The sequence below is a fragment of the Rhizobium sp. IBUN genome (genome assembly GCF_000510625.1).
GTDB classification, from domain to species: domain Bacteria; phylum Pseudomonadota; class Alphaproteobacteria; order Rhizobiales; family Rhizobiaceae; genus Rhizobium; species Rhizobium altiplani.
The window spans coordinates 1-17,562 of the sequence record NZ_AZNV01000010.1 but is presented as its reverse complement, the minus strand read 5'-3'; the positions used below and the strand labels follow the sequence as shown (position 1 = coordinate 17,562).

Annotated in this window: 16 protein-coding genes; 7 read left to right on the top strand and 9 right to left on the bottom strand. The window is 61.5% G+C overall.

Annotated features, from left to right (window positions below; all coding sequences use genetic code 11):
* Positions 1 to 217 precede the first annotated feature (217 nt).
* The 5 genes from RHIBUN_RS0111550 to RHIBUN_RS0111530 are packed head-to-tail and all read left to right on the top strand — an operon-like array spanning position 218 to position 5,669.
* On the top strand, positions 218 to 1,798 hold the full coding sequence (locus RHIBUN_RS0111550; protein WP_018859747.1) for a peptide ABC transporter substrate-binding protein: 1,581 nt from the start codon (positions 218 to 220) through the stop codon (positions 1,796 to 1,798).
* A 48-nt stretch (positions 1,799 to 1,846) separates the two neighbouring features.
* Complete coding sequence (locus RHIBUN_RS0111545; protein WP_018859746.1) at positions 1,847 to 2,770, top strand: ABC transporter permease subunit; 924 nt, start codon at positions 1,847 to 1,849, stop codon at positions 2,768 to 2,770.
* Complete coding sequence (locus tag RHIBUN_RS0111540) at positions 2,767 to 3,684, top strand: ABC transporter permease subunit (RefSeq protein WP_025659706.1); 918 nt, start codon at positions 2,767 to 2,769, stop codon at positions 3,682 to 3,684. Before RHIBUN_RS0111545 ends, RHIBUN_RS0111540 begins: the two co-directional genes overlap by 4 nt.
* A 1-nt stretch (position 3,685) precedes the next feature.
* Positions 3,686 to 4,693, top strand: coding sequence for an ABC transporter ATP-binding protein (locus RHIBUN_RS0111535; RefSeq protein WP_025659705.1), 1,008 nt, complete (start codon positions 3,686 to 3,688; stop codon positions 4,691 to 4,693).
* Positions 4,686 to 5,669, top strand: a complete 984-nt coding sequence (locus RHIBUN_RS0111530; RefSeq protein ID WP_025659704.1) for an oligopeptide/dipeptide ABC transporter ATP-binding protein — start codon at positions 4,686 to 4,688, stop codon at positions 5,667 to 5,669. Before RHIBUN_RS0111535 ends, RHIBUN_RS0111530 begins: the two co-directional genes overlap by 8 nt.
* Positions 5,670 to 5,749: 80 nt before the next feature.
* On the opposite strand, the gene RHIBUN_RS0111525 is transcribed toward RHIBUN_RS0111530, so the two are convergent.
* The 9 genes from RHIBUN_RS0111525 to RHIBUN_RS0111485 form a co-directional block, all read right to left on the bottom strand.
* Positions 5,750 to 7,207: a lytic transglycosylase F gene (locus RHIBUN_RS0111525; RefSeq protein ID WP_025659703.1), complete on the bottom strand. Its 1,458-nt coding sequence runs from the start codon at positions 7,205 to 7,207 to the stop codon at positions 5,750 to 5,752.
* A 108-nt stretch (positions 7,208 to 7,315) separates the two neighbouring features.
* Complete coding sequence (locus RHIBUN_RS0111520) at positions 7,316 to 8,344, bottom strand: trans-3-hydroxy-L-proline dehydratase (RefSeq protein WP_025659702.1); 1,029 nt, start codon at positions 8,342 to 8,344, stop codon at positions 7,316 to 7,318.
* Positions 8,345 to 8,353: 9 nt separating this feature from the next.
* The gene (locus tag RHIBUN_RS0111515; protein ID WP_025659701.1) at positions 8,354 to 10,045 is read right to left on the bottom strand and encodes an aconitase X; all 1,692 of its coding nucleotides are present in this window, start codon (positions 10,043 to 10,045) and stop codon (positions 8,354 to 8,356) included.
* 84 nt (positions 10,046 to 10,129) lie between these two features.
* Positions 10,130 to 11,380, bottom strand: coding sequence for an FAD-binding oxidoreductase (locus RHIBUN_RS0111510; protein ID WP_025659700.1), 1,251 nt, complete (start codon positions 11,378 to 11,380; stop codon positions 10,130 to 10,132).
* A 7-nt stretch (positions 11,381 to 11,387) separates the two neighbouring features.
* Positions 11,388 to 12,110 (bottom strand): amino acid ABC transporter ATP-binding protein, encoded by a 723-nt coding sequence (locus RHIBUN_RS0111505; RefSeq protein ID WP_018859738.1) that lies wholly within the window; start codon positions 12,108 to 12,110, stop codon positions 11,388 to 11,390.
* Positions 12,103 to 12,756, bottom strand: a complete 654-nt coding sequence (locus tag RHIBUN_RS0111500; RefSeq protein ID WP_018859737.1) for an amino acid ABC transporter permease — start codon at positions 12,754 to 12,756, stop codon at positions 12,103 to 12,105. Before RHIBUN_RS0111500 ends, RHIBUN_RS0111505 begins: the two co-directional genes overlap by 8 nt.
* 12 nt (positions 12,757 to 12,768) lie before the next feature.
* Positions 12,769 to 13,434 carry an amino acid ABC transporter permease gene (locus tag RHIBUN_RS0111495; RefSeq protein ID WP_018859736.1) on the bottom strand — a complete coding sequence of 222 codons (666 nt, stop codon included), beginning with the start codon at positions 13,432 to 13,434 and terminating at the stop codon, positions 12,769 to 12,771.
* A gap of 69 nt (positions 13,435 to 13,503) precedes the next feature.
* On the bottom strand, positions 13,504 to 14,313 hold the full coding sequence (locus tag RHIBUN_RS0111490) for a transporter substrate-binding domain-containing protein (protein ID WP_018859735.1): 810 nt from the start codon (positions 14,311 to 14,313) through the stop codon (positions 13,504 to 13,506).
* A gap of 184 nt (positions 14,314 to 14,497) precedes the next feature.
* On the bottom strand, positions 14,498 to 16,015 hold the full coding sequence (locus RHIBUN_RS0111485; RefSeq protein WP_025659699.1) for an aldehyde dehydrogenase (NADP(+)): 1,518 nt from the start codon (positions 16,013 to 16,015) through the stop codon (positions 14,498 to 14,500).
* Positions 16,016 to 16,165: 150 nt separating this feature from the next.
* Here RHIBUN_RS0111485 and RHIBUN_RS0111480 point away from each other — a divergent pair, with 150 nt between their 5' ends.
* Together RHIBUN_RS0111480 and RHIBUN_RS33365 are read left to right on the top strand one after the other, a co-directional pair.
* On the top strand, positions 16,166 to 17,203 hold the full coding sequence (locus RHIBUN_RS0111480) for an Ldh family oxidoreductase (protein ID WP_025659698.1): 1,038 nt from the start codon (positions 16,166 to 16,168) through the stop codon (positions 17,201 to 17,203).
* A 121-nt stretch (positions 17,204 to 17,324) separates the two neighbouring features.
* Positions 17,325 to 17,562, top strand: a 238-nt coding sequence (locus RHIBUN_RS33365) for a transposase (RefSeq protein ID WP_198021137.1), incomplete at its 3' end; no start/stop codon positions are given.

Here is a 17,562-nt window from a genome sequence, read left to right as displayed (position 1 = left end):
TACGAAACGGCACAGCACGGGCGAAATCCCTCCTTCTGCGGCGGGCCGGGCGGCTACAGACTAGAAATTTTCGCGGCGGCAAGGAGTGTCGCTCGCTGCTTCATTTGGGGACTTGCAACGGCAAGCCTTTACGATAGGTTGTGCGCTGACCTGAACGTAACTGGTCATGGGAACAAACGACTAATAAAGGCGAAAAGCCTAGAAAGGTGGCCCCCATATGAACTTTCTCACGAAAAAATTCCTGGCTTCAGCCGTGCTTGGCTCACTGCTGGCCGTGACCGCGCACGCCGCGACACTCAACATCCACAATGGCGGCGACCCGCAGTCCCTCGACCCGCAGAAGCTGTCGAGCGACTATGAGAACCGCATTGCTGGCGACATCTTCGAGGGCCTCGTCACCGAAGACCCGAAGGACGATCCGATCCCGGGACAGGCTGAAAGCTGGACCGTCTCGCAGGACGGCAAGGTTTATACCTTCAAGCTTCGCGACGGCATCAAGTGGTCGGATGGGCAGCCGGTGACGGCCGGCGACTTCGTCTTCGCCTTCCAGCGCCTTGTCGATCCGAAGAACGCCGCGGAATACGCCTATCTGCAATTCACCATCAAGAACGCGGAAAAGATCAACAAGGGCGAAATCACCGATTTCAGCCAGCTCGGCGTCAAGGCGATCGACGACAAGACGCTCGAGATCACGCTTGAGAACCCGACCCCCTATTTCATCAATTCGCTGATGCACTACACCGCCTATCCGCTGCCGAAGCATGTGGTTGAAGCCAAGGGCAATGACTGGGTGAAGATCGGCAACATCGTCACCAACGGCCCGTACAAGCCGACCGAGTGGATTCCGGGCGCGTCCGTCACGACAGTCAAGAACGACCAGTACTACGGCGAGAAGGACCTGAAGATCGATGGCGTGAAGTTCTTCACGCTCGAGGATCAGGAAGCGGCTCTGAAGCGCTTTCGCGCCGGCGAATTCGACATCATGACCGACTTCCCGACGGATCAGTATGAATGGATGAAGAAGAACCTGCCGGGCCAGGCCCATGTCACGCCGTTCCTCGCCAGCTACTACTACGTCCTCAACGCCACGAAGCCGCCGTTCGACGACAAGCGCGTTCGTCAGGCCCTCTCGATGGCCGTCAACCGTGAAGTCATCGGCCCGAAGATCCTCGGCACCGGCGAACTGCCGGCCTATTCCTGGGTACCGCCGGGCACCGCGAATTATGGTGAGCCGGCCTATGTGAGCTGGAAGGACATGCCCTACAAGGAAAAGGTGGAAGAGGCGAAAAAGCTGCTCAAGGAAGCAGGCTTCGGACCTGACCACCCGCTGAAGGCACAGCTCCGCTACAACACCAATGACAACCACAAGCGCGTAGCTGTGGCGATCGCCTCGATGTGGAAGCCGCTCGGCGTACAGATCGAGCTCTACAACACCGAAACCAAGGTCCACTATGACGAGATGCAGCACGGTCAGGTCGAAATCGGCCGCGCAGGCTGGATCGCGGACTACAACGATCCTGATAACTTCCTGGGTCTACTCGTTTCCGGCGTTTCGATGAACTATGGCCGCTGGAGCAATGCCGACTTCGACAAGCTCGTCAAGGAAGCGAACGCTCAAACCGACCTGAAGAAGCGCGCCGAAATCTTCAAGCAGGCCGAACAGCTTGCGCTCGACGACAGCGCCGCCATTCCGCTTTATTACTATGTCTCGAAGAACGTGGTCTCGCCGAAGGTCCAGGGCTTCGTCGACAATATTCAGGACATCCATCGCACGCGCTGGCTGTCGGTCAAAGAATAAGGAACACCGGCCCTTCCCGCTGAATGTGGGAAGGGCCGATCCACGACCATGATCAAATATGCACTCCGTCGCCTACTGTCGACGATCCCCGTGATGTGGATCGCCGTGACACTCAGCTTTTTTGTCTTGCGCCTTGCTCCCGGCGGCCCGTTCGATGGCGAGAGGCCATTGCCGCCGGTGATCCTGAAGAACCTCGCGGCTCACTACAATCTCGACAAGCCGCTGATCGAACAATACCTGATCTACGTCTTCGACGTGTTGAAGGGTGATCTAGGCCCGTCGTTCGCCAACGAAGATTTCAGCGTTGCCCAGCAAATCATGATCGGCGTGCCTTACACGTTCACGATCGGGGGCCTCGCCTTCATTTTTGCCATCCTTATCGGCGTGACAGTCGGCTGTCTTGGGGCACTTTATCAGAATAAAGCGCCTGACTACCTCCTCGGGCTGCTCGTTCTCGTTGGCCTCGTTCTTCCGAACTTTCTGATTGCGCCTATCCTGCAGCTGGTCTTCGGTATCCATCTCGGCTGGCTGCCTGTCGGCGGATGGGGTGACGGCTCGTTCCGCTATCTCGTCATTCCGATCGTTGTGCTGGCTTTGCCACATGCGGGCCGCATCTCGCGCATGACCCGCGGCTCGATGATCGAGGTGATGAACCAGAACTACATCCGCACCGCCAAGGCCAAGGGCATCGGCCCACGGCTAACCGTTATTCGTCACGCGCTAAAGCCCGCCATGATGCCTGTCGTTTCCTATCTCGGTCCGGCGGCAAGCTACCTTCTCACCGGCTCGCTGGTTGTCGAGAGCATCTTCGGACTGCCGGGCATCGGCCGCTACTTCGTCAACGCAGCGCTGAACCGCGACTACGGCATGGTTCTCGGCACGGTCATCTTCTACATGGTGCTGATCGTCTTTCTGAACCTTCTCGTCGACATTGCCTATGCATGGCTCGATCCGAAAGTGAGAAACCGATGATCCTCAATCCAGCAAAGAGAGAGCTGCTCGCGGCCGAGTTTCTCGAGGCCGAAGGGCTTTCGCACAAGAGCCGCTCGCTGACCAGCGATGCGCTGCGTCGCCTCTCCCGCAACAAGGCAGCAGTCGTCGCCATCATCGTGTTGCTGCTCCTGATACTGGTCGCATTCATCGGCCCGTACCTGATCCCGTTCGACTACGAGGAACCGGATTGGGCGGCGTTCCGCATGCCGCCGGATATGGAAAGCGGCCATTATTTCGGAACAGATCCAAATGGCCGCGACCTGCTTGCGCGCGTGCTCTACGGCACCCGCGTCTCGCTTGCGGTTGCGGCAACTGCCACGATCGTTTCGGTGGTCATCGGGGTGCTCTATGGAGCGATCTCCGGATACATCGGCGGCAGACTCGACGCGCTCATGATGCGCTTCGTCGATATCATGTATGCGCTGCCTTACATCCTCTTCGTCATCCTGCTGATGGTGGTGTTCGGCCGAAACGTCTACCTGCTATTTGCGGCAATCGGCGCGCTGGAGTGGCTGACCATGGCTCGCATCGTGCGCGGGCAAACACTCTCGATCAAGCAGCGCGAGTTCATCGAGGCGGCACGTGCATCCGGCCAGAAACCGTTCAAGATCATCCTCAAGCACATCATTCCGAACCTGGTCGGCCCAGTGGTGATTTTCGCCGCGTTGACCGTTCCTGAAATCATCGCGACCGAAAGCTTCCTGTCCTACCTCGGCTTCGGTGTTCAGGAACCGCTGACATCACTCGGGACGCTGATCGCCGAGGGCACCGACGCCATGGAAAGCATGCCGTGGCTCTTGGCCTTCCCGGCCTGCTTCCTCGTCGCCCTGCTGATGAGCCTGCTTTTCATCGGCGACGGCCTGCGCGATGCGTTCGACCCGAAGGATCGATAGAATGCAACACGAAACCAAAAACGATACGCTTCTCGAACTGAAGGACTATTCGATCACCTTTGCGACGCCGGATGGCGAGGTGAAGGCCGTCTCGAACATGAACCTGTCGATCCGGCGCGGCGAGCGCGTGGCAATCGTCGGCGAGTCCGGCTCGGGCAAGAGCCAGACCTTCCTCGGCGTCATGGGTCTGCTTGCCAAGAACGGCCGCACCAGCGGCCAAGCACTACTCGAGGGCAAGGACGTGCTGGCGCTAAAGCCGCGCGAGCTCGACCATGTCCGCGGCAAGGACATGGCCATGGTGTTCCAGGACCCGATGACCGCGCTCAATCCGTCTCTACGGATTTCCCGGCAATTGACGGAGCAGCTTGAGGTTCACCGCGGCTTCACCGCGCGGGCTGCCTCCAACGAGGCGCTCGATATGCTGAAGCGCGTCGGTATCCCCGACCCGACGCGGCGCTTCAGCCTCTACCCGCACGAGCTGTCGGGCGGCATGCGCCAGCGCATCGTCATTGCCATGGCGCTGTTGACGAAACCGAAGCTGCTCATTGCCGACGAGCCGACGACGGCGCTTGACGTGACGATCCAAGCGCAGATCCTCGATCTCTTCAACGACCTGACGGCGGAAATGAACACGGCGCTCGTCATGATCACGCATGATCTGGGCGTCGTCGCGGGCCTCGCGGATCGCGTGGCCGTCATGTATGCCGGGCGGATCGTCGAGGAAGCGCCAGTCGATGAGCTCTTCGAGGTACCGGCGCATCCCTATACCGCTGCGCTGCACGCTTCGATCCCGCGGCCGGACCAGGACGTCGATCAACTCGCCGTCATTCCAGGCCGCCCGCCCAATCTGCAGCACCTGCCGAAAGGTTGCAGCTTCTCGCCGCGCTGTCCCATGGTCCAGAACGATTGTATCGACGCGTCGCCGAAACTTGAGATGTTGGCGAAAGGCCATTCCGCGGCCTGCTTCCATCCCTTCCCCCGCCGCGAGGAGGTTTTGAACCATGGCTGAACGATCACTCCTAAGGGTCGAGAACCTCACCACCCAGTTCGAAATTCCGTCGAAGAGCTTCTTCAAACCGCCGATGACGCTGACTGCGGTGAACAATGTCAGCTTCGACCTCAGAGAAGGCCGGACGCTGGGGATCGTCGGAGAGTCCGGTTGCGGCAAGTCCACACTTGGCCGCTCGATCCTGCGTCTGTTGAAATCGCAGAAAGGCCGCATTCTCTGGCAGGGGCGCAATCTGCTCGACCTGTCGGATGAGGAAATGCGCGCGGCTCGACGCGACATGCAGATCATCTTCCAGGATCCGATTGCCTCCCTCGATCCGCGCATGACGGTCGGCGACATTATCGCCGAACCGCTCATCGTCTTCGAGCCGAAGCTTACAAAAGCGGAACGCGTGGCGCGCGTACAGGAGATCATGGGTGCCGTCGGCCTCGTGCCTGAAATGATCAACCGCTATCCGCACGAGTTCTCGGGCGGCCAGGCACAGCGCATCGGCATTGCCCGCGCAGTCGTAACACGGCCGAAGCTGATCATCTGCGACGAGCCGGTTTCGGCGCTCGACGTGTCGATCCAGGGGCAGGTCATCACGCTCTTGCGCAAGCTTCGCAAGGAGTTCGGGCTGACGCTGATCTTCATCAGCCACGACCTTTCGGTCGTACGTCTGATCTCAGACGATGTGCTGGTGCTCTATCTCGGCAAGGTGGTCGAGGCTGGCGATTGCGCCACCGTGTTCGACAGCTCGGCGCATCCCTACACGCAGGCGCTCTTCTCGGCCGCGCCAGTGCCCGATCCGAAGCTTGCACGCAACCGGCAGCGTATCCGGCTTCAGGGCGACCCGCCCTCGCCGCTCAATCCGCCGCCCGGCTGTGTCTTCTCTCCGCGTTGCTGGAAGGCCACGGACATCTGCCGCACGGAGATGCCGCCAACGGAGCAGGTCAGGCCCGAGCAAACCGCCGCCTGCTATCACATGGACCGGTAAGCCGGCATCGACAGAACTGCAAACGGCCCGCCCGTTTTCCAGCGGGCCGTTTGACCTATTCGACACCGAAGGCATAGTCGCTAGTTCTTGGCAGGTGTGGTCGTGCTCATCGAGGCGCGCTGTGCTTCGACCCGCTCCATCAGCAGGCTGTAGGCGATGTAGTATTTGAAGATGTTGCTGACATATTGGACCGTTTCCCGGCCGACGATGGCAGCTGCGGCATTCTCGACGTTTCCGAACCAGACATTGGGATCGAGCCCCATATCCTTTGCCTTGGCGCGAAACTTCCGGAGATTTCCCGGACCTGCATTGTAGGCGGCAAACGCCATCAGCTGCTGGTCACGCGGCGAAACACCCTCCCCCTTGATGGAGACTTCAACCAGATAGCGCAGGTATTTCGCGCCGGCCTCGACATTGAGATCCTCGCTCTTGGCGATGCCGGTTATGCCGATCTCCTTGCCCGCCGCCGTGGCAGGAAGCAGTTGCATCACGCCGACGGCGCCCCTCGGACTACGCCGCGACTGGTCAAGCTGGGATTCCTGATAGCCCTGCGCCATCAGCATCAGATAGTCGAACGAGTACGTGCCCGCATGCTTGCGGAAGATTTCGACCAGTTCCTTGAAGCGATCGACATCGGCAGGCGAATAGGCACGCCGCAGCATCGTATCGCTCTTGAAATAGCGGTTGCGCAGCAGATTGCCGAAGGTCGTTCCAACCTTGTGCTGCTCGGCGAACTTGTCGAGGACGGCTTTCAACTGCGGACTATTCTTGCGGATCGCCCAGGCGATCTGCCCATGAGTGGCCACGGCGACATCAGGATGGACCTTCAACTCCGTGAACACCTTCGCCCATATGTCGGCCTTGTATTCATCGACCACCGTCCAGGGCAGGAGGCCGGCATTCACCATCTCCATGAGATCCTCGTCCTCAAGGTTCTCGTCGATCGGCTTGACTTGGATCTCCGGCTTTCCGTCCTTCTTCAATTGCTCGTTGAGCGACAGAAGATGCTCGTAGTAGCTGCTCGTCTGACGGACGCGGATTTCCTTGCCTGCCAGATGGGCGATGTTGGTAACCGCCTCCGCGGATGGCCCTGATACCAGCACCTCGCTCGCGTCGCTGTAGATCGGCGCGCTGAAATCGACGTCCTGAAGCCGCGCAGGGGTGACCGTCAAGTTGGCCATGATGATGTCGCCGAGCCCTTCCTTGAGGGCTGGAATCAATCGATCTCGCCCGGTCGGAATGAAGGCGACGCGGATGTGTTCGATCGCTTTTTTCCTACCCTTGTTGAGCTCGGCCTCCAGGGCCGTCCCAAACTCCACCGCGGTTCCGAACTGGCGTCCCTTGTCGATGAAATAGATGGTCTTGCTGTATGGCACCAGGATACGAACGAGGCGGATCTTGGTCATAGCATCGAGATCGCCCGTATTCGGCTTCGGCATGATCCCGCCGACCTCGACGTTCGTTTGGGCGAATGCAGAAACCTGACCGAACAGAATGGTGATGATTGCAAGCACTATGCTGAAAAGAAGACGTCGCATGACTTGCCCCCAGCTGATGCTGCGAGCGTACCACGTCTGTTGCACAATCAAAGGTGTGCAGGCGCCTTGAGCGGAGATTATCCGTACCGCTCAAGGCTGGTCAGGCAATCAGCGGGCACCCCAGGTATCGGTCAACCGATAGCCTTCCGGCCAGGGGTCGGACGGATCGAGCATGTGCTGATGGGTACCTGTAATCCAGGCGCGGCCGGAGATCTCAGGCAGGATGGCCGGGCGACCGCCAACATCGGTCGTGCCGAGAATGCGGCCAGAGAACGTGGAGCCGATCAACGACACCGCAGTCAGACGATCTTCGAGCGTCATTTGTCCACGCGCGTGCAATACGGCCATGCGGGCCGACAGCGCCGTTCCCGTGGGCGAGCGATCGACCTTGCCGGGCTGGATCGCGACGGCTGCACCCGCACGTAGACCTTCGGCGGTACGCTCCACCGGACCTGCAAAGAGGCAGAAGGAGAAATGATTCCAGTCCGGATTTTCCGGGTGATGAAATCCGAGCGCGGCGTTGGCGGCATTGGTAATGCGCACGCCGAGCTTCGCAATGTCATGGGCCTCGTCGGGCGACAGGCTGAAGCCCATCGCCGCCGCATCGACGATGACAAAGCTGTCACCGCCATAGGCGGTATCGACGGTCAGCGTACCCACGCCCTCGACTTCCAGCTTCGCATCCAGTCGTTCCGCGAAGCTTGGTAGGTTATGCACGAAGATGCGCTCGGCCTTGCCGTTGCGGCACTCGGCGCGCACACGGACGAGCCCACCGGGCGCTTCGAGGGTGATCTCGGTGATCGGCTCCTGCATCGGCAGGATGCCGCTGTCCAGCAGCACCGTGGATACGCAGATCGAATTCGATCCCGACATGGGTGGCGTATCTTCCGGCTCCATGATGATGAATGCGGCATCGGCGTCGGGATGCTTCGGTGGCACCAGCAGATTGACGTGCCGGAAAACGCCGCCGCGCGGTTCGTTCAGCACGAAATTGCGCAACGTCCCGTCTTGCGCAATCCAGCGGCTTTGCTCCCAGATCGTTTCGCCGGGCGGCGGCGTCACACCGCCGACGATGACATCGCCCACTTCGCCCTCGGCATGGGCGGAAACGACATGGATGGTCTTGGTGCTGCGCATGATACCTCCTCAGGAAAGCCAATCGGGCAACTGGGGCGGAACGCGCCCAGTCAGAGCGGCGGTGACGCAATCGGCAAGGCTGCCGAAGCGAACGGCACGACCGGAAAGGCCGGGGCCATAGTGGGCATATTTGCCCGAGTTCGTCATCAGGGAGCGGGTTCGCGTCGGGAACACAGGCTCGGAAATCGAACACCAGCAGAGATCGGGCAGGACCTGCACGCCTGCATCCTCCAATCTCTTCAACAGGCCTTCGTTGCGCGCTTCGCTGATGACCTGGCGACCGGCGGTCACGATTACCGTGACATCCGCGTGCCGGCTGCGGCCGGCAAGCGCTTCTTCCAAGGCTCGACATTCGGTCAGGGAGGCATGCGGGCTGCCAATGGCAACGAGTTCCACCTCTTCCGGCCCCTCGTTTAGAACCGTCCAGGCCGCAGCCATGTCGGCGCGCGAGATGACAACCCGATCGGCATCGTCGCGGGCCGAGCCGGCAGCTTCGGGCGTAACGCCCTCCACATGCAGCATGGGTGCTGCTGACGTGGTGCCAAAAGCGGCGCACAGCGCCTTGAGGTCGTCCTGCGAAGGCCGCGCGGAGCTTAGGCCGCGCAAAAGCGGGATGCGATCCGGCGCCGCGCGACCTGCGAGATAACCGATGAGCGGCCAGAAAGCGTCATCGACGCGCTCGGGCAATTCGACATCAATGACCCGTCGTGCCTTACGAGGTTCGTCGAGATAAACGCCAGACAGCGGCGCACGTCCCGTTAGCGCGATGCAGAGATCGAGGAAATCCGGGTGCTTTGCCGTCCGCGCGCCGAGAACGGTGTTGGCAAAGATCACTGCGTTGGACTCTGCCCATGCAATCGATTCGCCCGCCTGCGGTGCGCTATCCAGCAGGTAGGGAGAACAGGTGAAGGTCGGGCGACAGCCCATGCGCACATAGGCATCGGCAAGCCGTGCAGCCGGGTCGCCGAAGCTTTCCGGAACGCCTTGCGCTTGCCAATTGGCGCGGTCGACGGAAATGGCGTTCATGGTCGTCGGCACGCGGACCTGCGCGCCCATATCAGCCATCTTTTCCGCAAAGGTGAGATTGGCGGGGCTCGCATAGATGCAGCCGTCGATATGGCCCTGCGTGACATCCACGAGGCCGCGCGCGCCCTGCTGCGCCGCCATGGCGCAGATGATGCGCATGGCCTGCTGCAGGGCGATGCCCTGCTGCCCGTCAAGCATGGCGCGATCTGCATCGTTGAGGTCGAGCGCAGCGGTTGCCGGAGGAGCGATCGGAATCTCCACCTCGTCTGCGACAACCGCCGTATCGCTGATCTCGGCGGTCTTCGCGCGGGAGAGCGCCGCGAAGGCCTCCGGCCCAAGCCGCACGACGGGCAGAGGCTTGCCGAACATTTCGGACGCGATCAGCGCGCCGAGCGTCAACACATCCTCGGCTTCGGAAAAAACCAGGGCGGCCGGTGCGCGACCCGTCAGGACGAGGTCGAGGAGTACGCCGGAACCCGTGCAGGATCCGCGGCTCGAGGGCATCATCAGAATGCCACCGGTGAGGCGGGTTCCGTGAAGCGGGTGGTGGACGTCGATCACCAAGCCAGTAGCGGGATCGACCCCGCCCCAGAAGCTCAATGCCTCCTTTGCGACAATGACGGGGCCATTCGCGGTACCGCCGAGAATGCTGCGATCGAGTGCGAGGGTTTTCATTTCACCACGAAGCCTTGAGCGGAGTGAGTCATTCACCAATGGGGGCTGATGCGGCCAACTGTCATTAGCGCGCTCCCGCCTCCATCAGAATCTTTGGGGTGAGAAGGATGCAATGTCGATCGCCGGCTTCTTGCCCGTGAGCAAATCCGCGACGATGCGCGCGGTGCCAGCCGACTGAGTCAGGCCAAGATGGCCGTGACCGAAGGCATAGACGACGCGCTGCGTGGCGCGGGCGTGACCGACGGCGGGCAGGCTGTCCGGCAAGGATGGGCGGAACCCCATCCACTGGACGCCGCCCTGAGGCTTCAGGCCGGGCAGGAAGCTCTGTGCCTTCTTCAGCATCGCCTCCGATCGACGGAAGTTCGGCGGAAGCTTCAAGCCCCCAAGCTCGACGGCGCCGCCCACTCGGATGCCTGTCGACAGCCGGGTAACGACAAATCCGTGCCCGCCGAAGGTAACCTGCGTGCGCAGATCGAAAGCCTCGGGAGGGAGCGTGGTATTGTAGCCCCTTTCCGTTTCGAGCGGGATATTCTCCCCGATCGTACGGGCCACCTGATGTGAAAATGCACCCGCCGATAGGACCACCTGTGCTGCCCGTCGCGAAGCGCCGCCGGAACTGACGACATCTACGCCGCCATCAACAGGACGCAGTGCGATGACCTCCGCACGCTCGATGGAGCCGCCGGTGGCGCGGAAGTGGTCTGCCAGGGCAAGGGTATAGAGCTTGGGATCGGCGATGGAGTACCAGCCAGGCGTGAAGGTGCCATGGGTGAAGCGAGGCGCGATACCAGGCTGGATCTCATTGATGCCGGCCGCATCGAGGTGATGGAAGTCGATCCCATGCTCCTCCCGCGCTTTCCAGCCGGGAAGCGAAGCCTTCAGTTCCGCTTCGCCCTCATAGACCTGCAGATTGCCATCCTTGCGCAGCATGCCCACGGTGCCGGTCTCCTGCAGGAACGGCTCAAGCTCCGCCTTCGAAAGGTCCATCAGCGCGGTTTGCGCCGCAGTCGAATGGGCGACACGGCCCGGCGCGCAGGCGCGCCAGAAGCGGAACATCCATGGCGCGATCTGCAAGGCATACGCCGGCGGCACCGAAAGCGGGCCGAGCGGATCGAGCAGCCACTTAGGTGCTTTCTTGAGGATGCCCGGCGAAGCAAGCGGCAGGATGTCGGTAAAGGCGAAGGCGCCGGCATTGCCAGCCGAGGCGCCGGCAGCGGGACCCTCCCGGTCGAGTACGACCACCGAAAGCCCCCTTGCCTGTGCCGCGATTGCAGCGGATAGCCCAACGACCCCCGCGCCGATTACGATGACATCCGTCTGAATTTGATCGTTCATCATCGCCTCAATGGGTGGCAGCGAGGAAAGCCTGCAACTCCGGATCCTTCGGCGCACCGAACAGCTCTTCCGGGGGAGCGATCTCGGCCATCACGCCCTTGTGGAAGAAGGCGACGCGGTCTGAAACCTCACGCGCAAACTTCATTTCGTGCGTGACGCAGATCATCGTCATGCCTTCGGAGGCCAGCATGCGCAGTGTGTCGAGCACTTCGCCAACCAGCTGTGGGTCGAGCGCCGAGGTGACCTCGTCGAACAGCATGTATTCTGGCGACATGGCAAGCGCACGCGCAATCGCCATGCGCTGCTGCTGGCCGCCCGACATGCGGTTAGGATAGACCTTGAGCTTCTCCCCGAGGCCGACGTGGGTGAGCTGCCTTACCGCGATCGCCTCGGCTTCCGCCTTGGAAAGGCCGAGCACTTTTCGCGGCGCAAGCATGACGTTTTCCAGCACCGTCAGATGCGGGAAAGCGTTCCACTGCTGGAAGACGATGCCGAGCTTGCGGCGAAGCTTGTTGAGGTCGGTCGCCTTGGCATGCACATCCGTGCCGTCGACAACGATACGGCCACTGTCGATGGCCTCAAGGCCATTGATGCAGGTGAGCAGCGTCGACTTCCCCGAGCCGGAACCACCGATGATGGTCAGCACCTCGCCCTTCGGAACAGTGAGGTTGATGCCCTTCAGAACTTCCAACGGGCCGAAGGATTTGCGGACGTTTTCAATCTCAATCATTGGGGGACCACCGTTTTTCGAGATACCCGCCAATCCGGGCGATAGGGAAGCTGATAATGAAGTAGACGGTGCCGCAGATCATCAGGATGAACAGCGGCTCCTGCAGCCGGGTCACGAGAATCTGCGAGGCGCGCAGCAACTCGATCAGGCCGAGCCAGAGCACCAGCGCGGAATCCTTCATGACGCCGAGCGTCAGTCCGATCCAAGACGGCAGCGAAACGCGCGTTGCGAGCGGGGCCACAATATAGCGCATGTCCTGCCACCAGGTCATGCCGAGCGAGCGAGCCGCACGGCGCGTGGTCGGCGGCACCGCGGAAATGCCACCGCGGACGATCTCCGTGCAATAGGCAGCCGTATAGAGCGACAGCACCACGCAGGAGGTCGTGAATGGGGGCCAGCCAAGCCGCATGATCGACTGCAGCGCATTTCCGAGCACAAGCTGGATCAACAAAGGCACGGAGCGGAAGACGTCGAGCGCGAAGGTCAGCGGTGCGGACCAGTAAGGTCCGAGTTCGACGCGGATCATCCCGAAGAAGATGCCGAGAACGGTTCCGGCAGCGACCGAGACGGCCGTGACCGCGAGCGTCATTCCCGCGCCTTGCGCCAGAAAGGCCAGATCACTCCAGGTGAGGGCAGTACTAAACATCTCTCACCTCTCTCAATAACGGAACATGCGCCAGGCGAGTGCCCGGGCGGCAAGGGTCAGAACCTTGGCGATGACGTAGTAGATCACGGCAGCCAAGGCGAAGAATTCAAAGGTGCGGAAGGAGCGCGCATTCAGTTCCTGCGTCACGCCGGTAAGGTCAGTGTTCATACCGACGGTTACGCCGAGCGACGTCATCAGGACCGCCCAGACCATCTGGTTGGTCGCCGGCAGAAACGCCACGCGCAGCATCTGCGGCAGGACGATCAGGCGAAAGGCCTGCATCGAGGTCATGCCGAGCGAGCGTCCGGCGCGCGTCTGCGTGTCCGGGATCGCCTTCAGCGCGCCGCGGAAATTTTCTGCCAGGTAGCCAGCGTTGTTGAAGGCAATGCCAACCAGGAGCGCGGTAAATGGCGTAAGGTGAATGCCAAAGTTGCCGAGTCCGAAATGAGCCATGTAGATCTGGAACAGCGCCGGCGTATTTCGGGCGATCTCGACCCAAGCCGTGGCGAAGCCACCAAGGATGCGGTTGCCGGATAGCCGGAACAAGGTCAGCGCGATCGCACAAGCCAGTCCGATGACCATGGACAGGAGCGCAATCTGCATCGTGACCAGCGCACCGTCGAGCATCTGCGGCAATGCCTTGAGCGCCTGGTTCCAGTGGAAGGTGTAGTTGAACATTACCGTCTCACCTTGTCATAAAGCTGCGGCGCGAGGTCATGCCTCGCGCCGCGGGAGAAACGGTGCGGATTAGCGGTAAACGCCATTGACCGCGAGCGACGGCAGGTCGCCACCAACCCACTTCTTGTAGAGCTCGGCGTAGCGGCCGGTGCGAACCTGCTGGTTAATGAACAGGTTCAGGTAGTTGATCAGGCCGTATTCCTCACGGTTGGTGAAGAGCGAGACGTAGTCGATGTCGAACGGTGCCTTGCCGACCACTGCGATGCCGGCGAACTTGCCGGTCTTGACGTTGGCCTGGGCAACAGTCGAGGTCGAAACGGTGGCATCGATTTGGCCCTGGCTCAACGCCAGGAATACGTCGGCTTGCGTCTGGTAAGGACGGAACTCGCCGACGCCCCAGGCCTTGACCTGCTGTTCGAGTGCGATCGCCTCGTAAGTGCCTGCGGTTGCGCCGACAACCTTGCCCTTCATGTCTTCGAAGGACTTCACGCCCGACTTCTCGTTGGCCGTAACCGCCATCTCGAAGGCGAAGTAGGGAACCGTCATGCCGACAGTCTTGGCACGCTCGAGCGTGTCGGAGGTGGAGGCCACGCCGACATCAACGCGACCCGACATCAGCGCCGGAATACGCTCAGGGAACGGGGTCTCAACGATTTCGGCGGTTACACCCAGCGCCTTAGCCAGATCGTTGCAATAGTCCACGTCGAAGCCGATCGGGTTGTTATTCTCGTCGCGCGAACCCATCGGTGGGAAGTCCAGTACGACCGCGCAGCGCAGCGTGCCCGAGCCGATAATGTCGTCCAACTTGTCGGCCTTCGCCGGGCTGGTCAGAACGGTTGCGGCAGCCAGAAGGCCGAAGGCAAGGACCGAAGGTTTCATTCTATTCTCTCTCCCAGAGTTGGATTGTCGATTGACAGCGAGGCGCACTATTCCCCTTCGGCGCGCGCAAATCAATGCTAAAATACATGAAGTATGCAAAAAGTATAAGTTGAATAGCGGTTATGTCGACAAAAAAGGGCGGCCAAGTCGTGGCCGCCCTTTGCTTTTCTACCCTTGATAGGAATCAGCCGAGAAAATCTTCCGGCAGGAGATCTTCCGGCATGTTCTGGTACGAAACCGGGCGGAGGAAGCGCCGGATCGACATTGTGCCGACGCTGGTTGCGCCGAAGTTGGTCGAAGCCGGATAGGGTCCGCCATGCACCATCGAATCGACCACCTCGACACCGGTCGGGAATCCATTGACCAGGACGCGTCCTGCCTTGCGTTCCAGCACGGGGCGCAGACGACGGGCGTCGGCAATGTCACCTGCATCCATATGGATCGTCGCCGTCAACTGACCTTCGAAGCCACGAGCGAGCTTCTCCATCTCATCGATCGTCTGGACACGCACGACAAGGCCGAGCGGTCCAAAGACCTCTTCGCCCAGGGCGTGATCGGCGAGGAACTGTGCGCCGGTTGTCTCAAACAGGTTCGGAGCGGCTGAGCGGCCAGAGGACTCGCTGGCGAACAGCGATTTGACCGTGTTGCGAGTTGCAAAGCGTGACTGCCCATCCTGGTAGGCCTTCGCAATGCCATCCGTCAGCATCGTCTGCGGCGCGACCTTGCCGAGCGCTTCGACCGTTGCGGCTACGAAGCGATCGGCTTCGGCGCCTTCGGTCACAACTGCAATGCCGGGGTTGGTGCAAAACTGGCCGGCGCCCATCGTCAGCGACCCGGCCCAGCCCTGGCCGAGCGCTTCAGCGCGTGCCTTCAGCGCCTCGGGCAGCAGGAACATCGGATTGACCGAACCGAGTTCACCGAAGAACGGGATCGGCTCCGGCCGCGCGGCGCAAAGATTGAAGAGTGCGCGGCCGCCGGCGAGCGAACCGGTGAAGCCAACAGCTTTGATCCGCGGATGCTGCACGAGTGCATGACCGACATCACGGTTGCCACCCTGGATCAGCGAGAAGACGCCGGGATGAACTCCCGTCTTGCGAATAGCAGCCTCGATCGCCTGCGCGACGATTTCGCCGGTTCCCGGATGCGCCGAGTGACCCTTGACGACAACAGGGCAACCTGCCGCCAGAGCGGCTGCGGTATCACCGCCGGCCGTGGAGAAGGCCAGCGGGAAGTTCGAGGCGCCGAAGACGGCGACCGGGCCGACAGGGCGCTGCATAAGCCGGATTTCCGGCCGTGCCGCGGGCTGGCGGTCGGGCAGTGCCGCATCACGACGGCGGTCGAGATATTCGCCCTTTTCGATATGGTCCGCGAAGAGCCGTAGCTGACCGGTCGTGCGGCCGCGTTCGCCCTGCAGGCGAGCTTCCGGCAGGCCCGTTTCCTGGCTACCGATCGCGGTAATCGCCTCGGCGCGGGCTTCGATCTCGTCGGCGATGGCGCGCAAGAACGCCGCGCGTTCTGCGCGCGTGGAGTAGCCATAGCTCCAGAACGCATCTTCGGCGGCCTCGCAGGCGCGATTGACAAGATCTACCGTACCGACTGCAAACTGGTGGACTGGACCGTGCGCCGGCGCGGATGCAAAAGTACCCGCTCCGTCGAGCCATTCGCCCGCGACGAGGTGTTTTCCATTGGGAGTGAAGACCATCTGCGATTCCTTTCTTGAGAGCCCGTGGTGCTTTACGCGAAAATCCATCCAAAGGCGAATTGCGCATGTCAGATCTTTGTATACTCTATGTATTTATAACATCAACGCTCGATCGCCGTCGGCGGCCGGGCCATTCACGAGAGACACGAGATGAGCGACAACACCACCCTGACCGTACCGGCCCTGCAGGAGCGGGTCGATGCGATTTTCCGCAAGGCTGGCCTCAACGAGATCCAGGCCGGCGCACTCGCGCGCGTGATCGTCTCCGGAGAGCGGGATGCCTGCAAATCGCATGGCATCTACAGGATCGAGGGTGCGCTGCGGACCGTCAAAGCGGGCAAAGTGAATCCGGACGCGGTGCCGGAACTTATGCTGCAGGAGGGCTCCGCGATCGTGAAGGTCAACGCCAAGGGTGGCTTTGCCAATCCGGCCTTCGAACTCGGCTTGCCGGCTCTCGTGGAGCGCACCCGCTCGTGCGGGCTTGCAGCCCTCGTCATCAACGACTGCACGCATTTCTCCGCGCTCTGGTCGGAAGCGGAAGCCCTGACCGAACAGGGCCTCGCCGGCCTGGTCATGTGCCCGAGCTATGCAACCGTTGCGCCGACCGGCGGCAACAAACCGCTGCTAGGCACCAACCCCTTCGCCTTTGCCTGGCCGCGCGTCGCCCAGCCGCCCTACGTCTTCGATTTTGCCACGTCGGTTGCCGCGCGCGGGGAAATCGAACTGCACCGGCGGGCTGGAAAGTCGCTGCCCGAGGGCTGGGCGATCGATGCCGACGGCAATCCGACGACCGATCCGGAGGCTGCGCTTGCCGGCGCCATGCTGCCGTTCGGCGGGCATAAGGGCTCGGCCATCGGGACGATGATCGAGCTGCTGGCCGGAATCATGATCGGCGACCTGACAAGCCCCGAGGTGCTGGACTATCTCGGCACGACGACGCTGGCCCCTTTCCATGGCGAATTGATCATCGCCTTCTCGCCGGAAGCCTTCGCCGCCGGCCGGCCAGGCAATCCGTTTGCGCGGGCAGAGACCCTGTTCGAGGCCATCGTCGGCCAGGGCGCCCGCCTTCCCTCGCAGCGCCGGTATGCGGCGCGCGCAAAATCGGAGGCCGACGGCATCGCGCTGACCGACGCCGAAATCAAGCAGCTCGAGCGATTGTTCGCGCTCGGCCTGGAGGCGGTGGCTTGAGCCACCGGCAGAAATCGCCGCCAATACAAAAAGGCCCTCCAATCGGAGGCCCTCCAATCGGAGGGCCTCAGACTGCTGACAAACCCCTGGCCTCGTCCAGGGGTTTGTGATTCACTGGGTCATGTTGAAGAAACCTGCTCCCGAACAGACGGCTCTCGAGATGGTGACGCTCGATCAGCTTGTTCCGAAGGATCACCTGCTTCGCAAGATCGACGCGGTAATCGACTTTTCCTTCATCCATGATCGGGTTGCCGGTCTTTACTGTGCTGATAACGGCCGCCCGCCGCTCGATCCGACCTTGATGTTCAAGGCGCTGTTCATCGGTTACCTGTTCGGCGTGCGCTCGGAGCGTCAGTTGG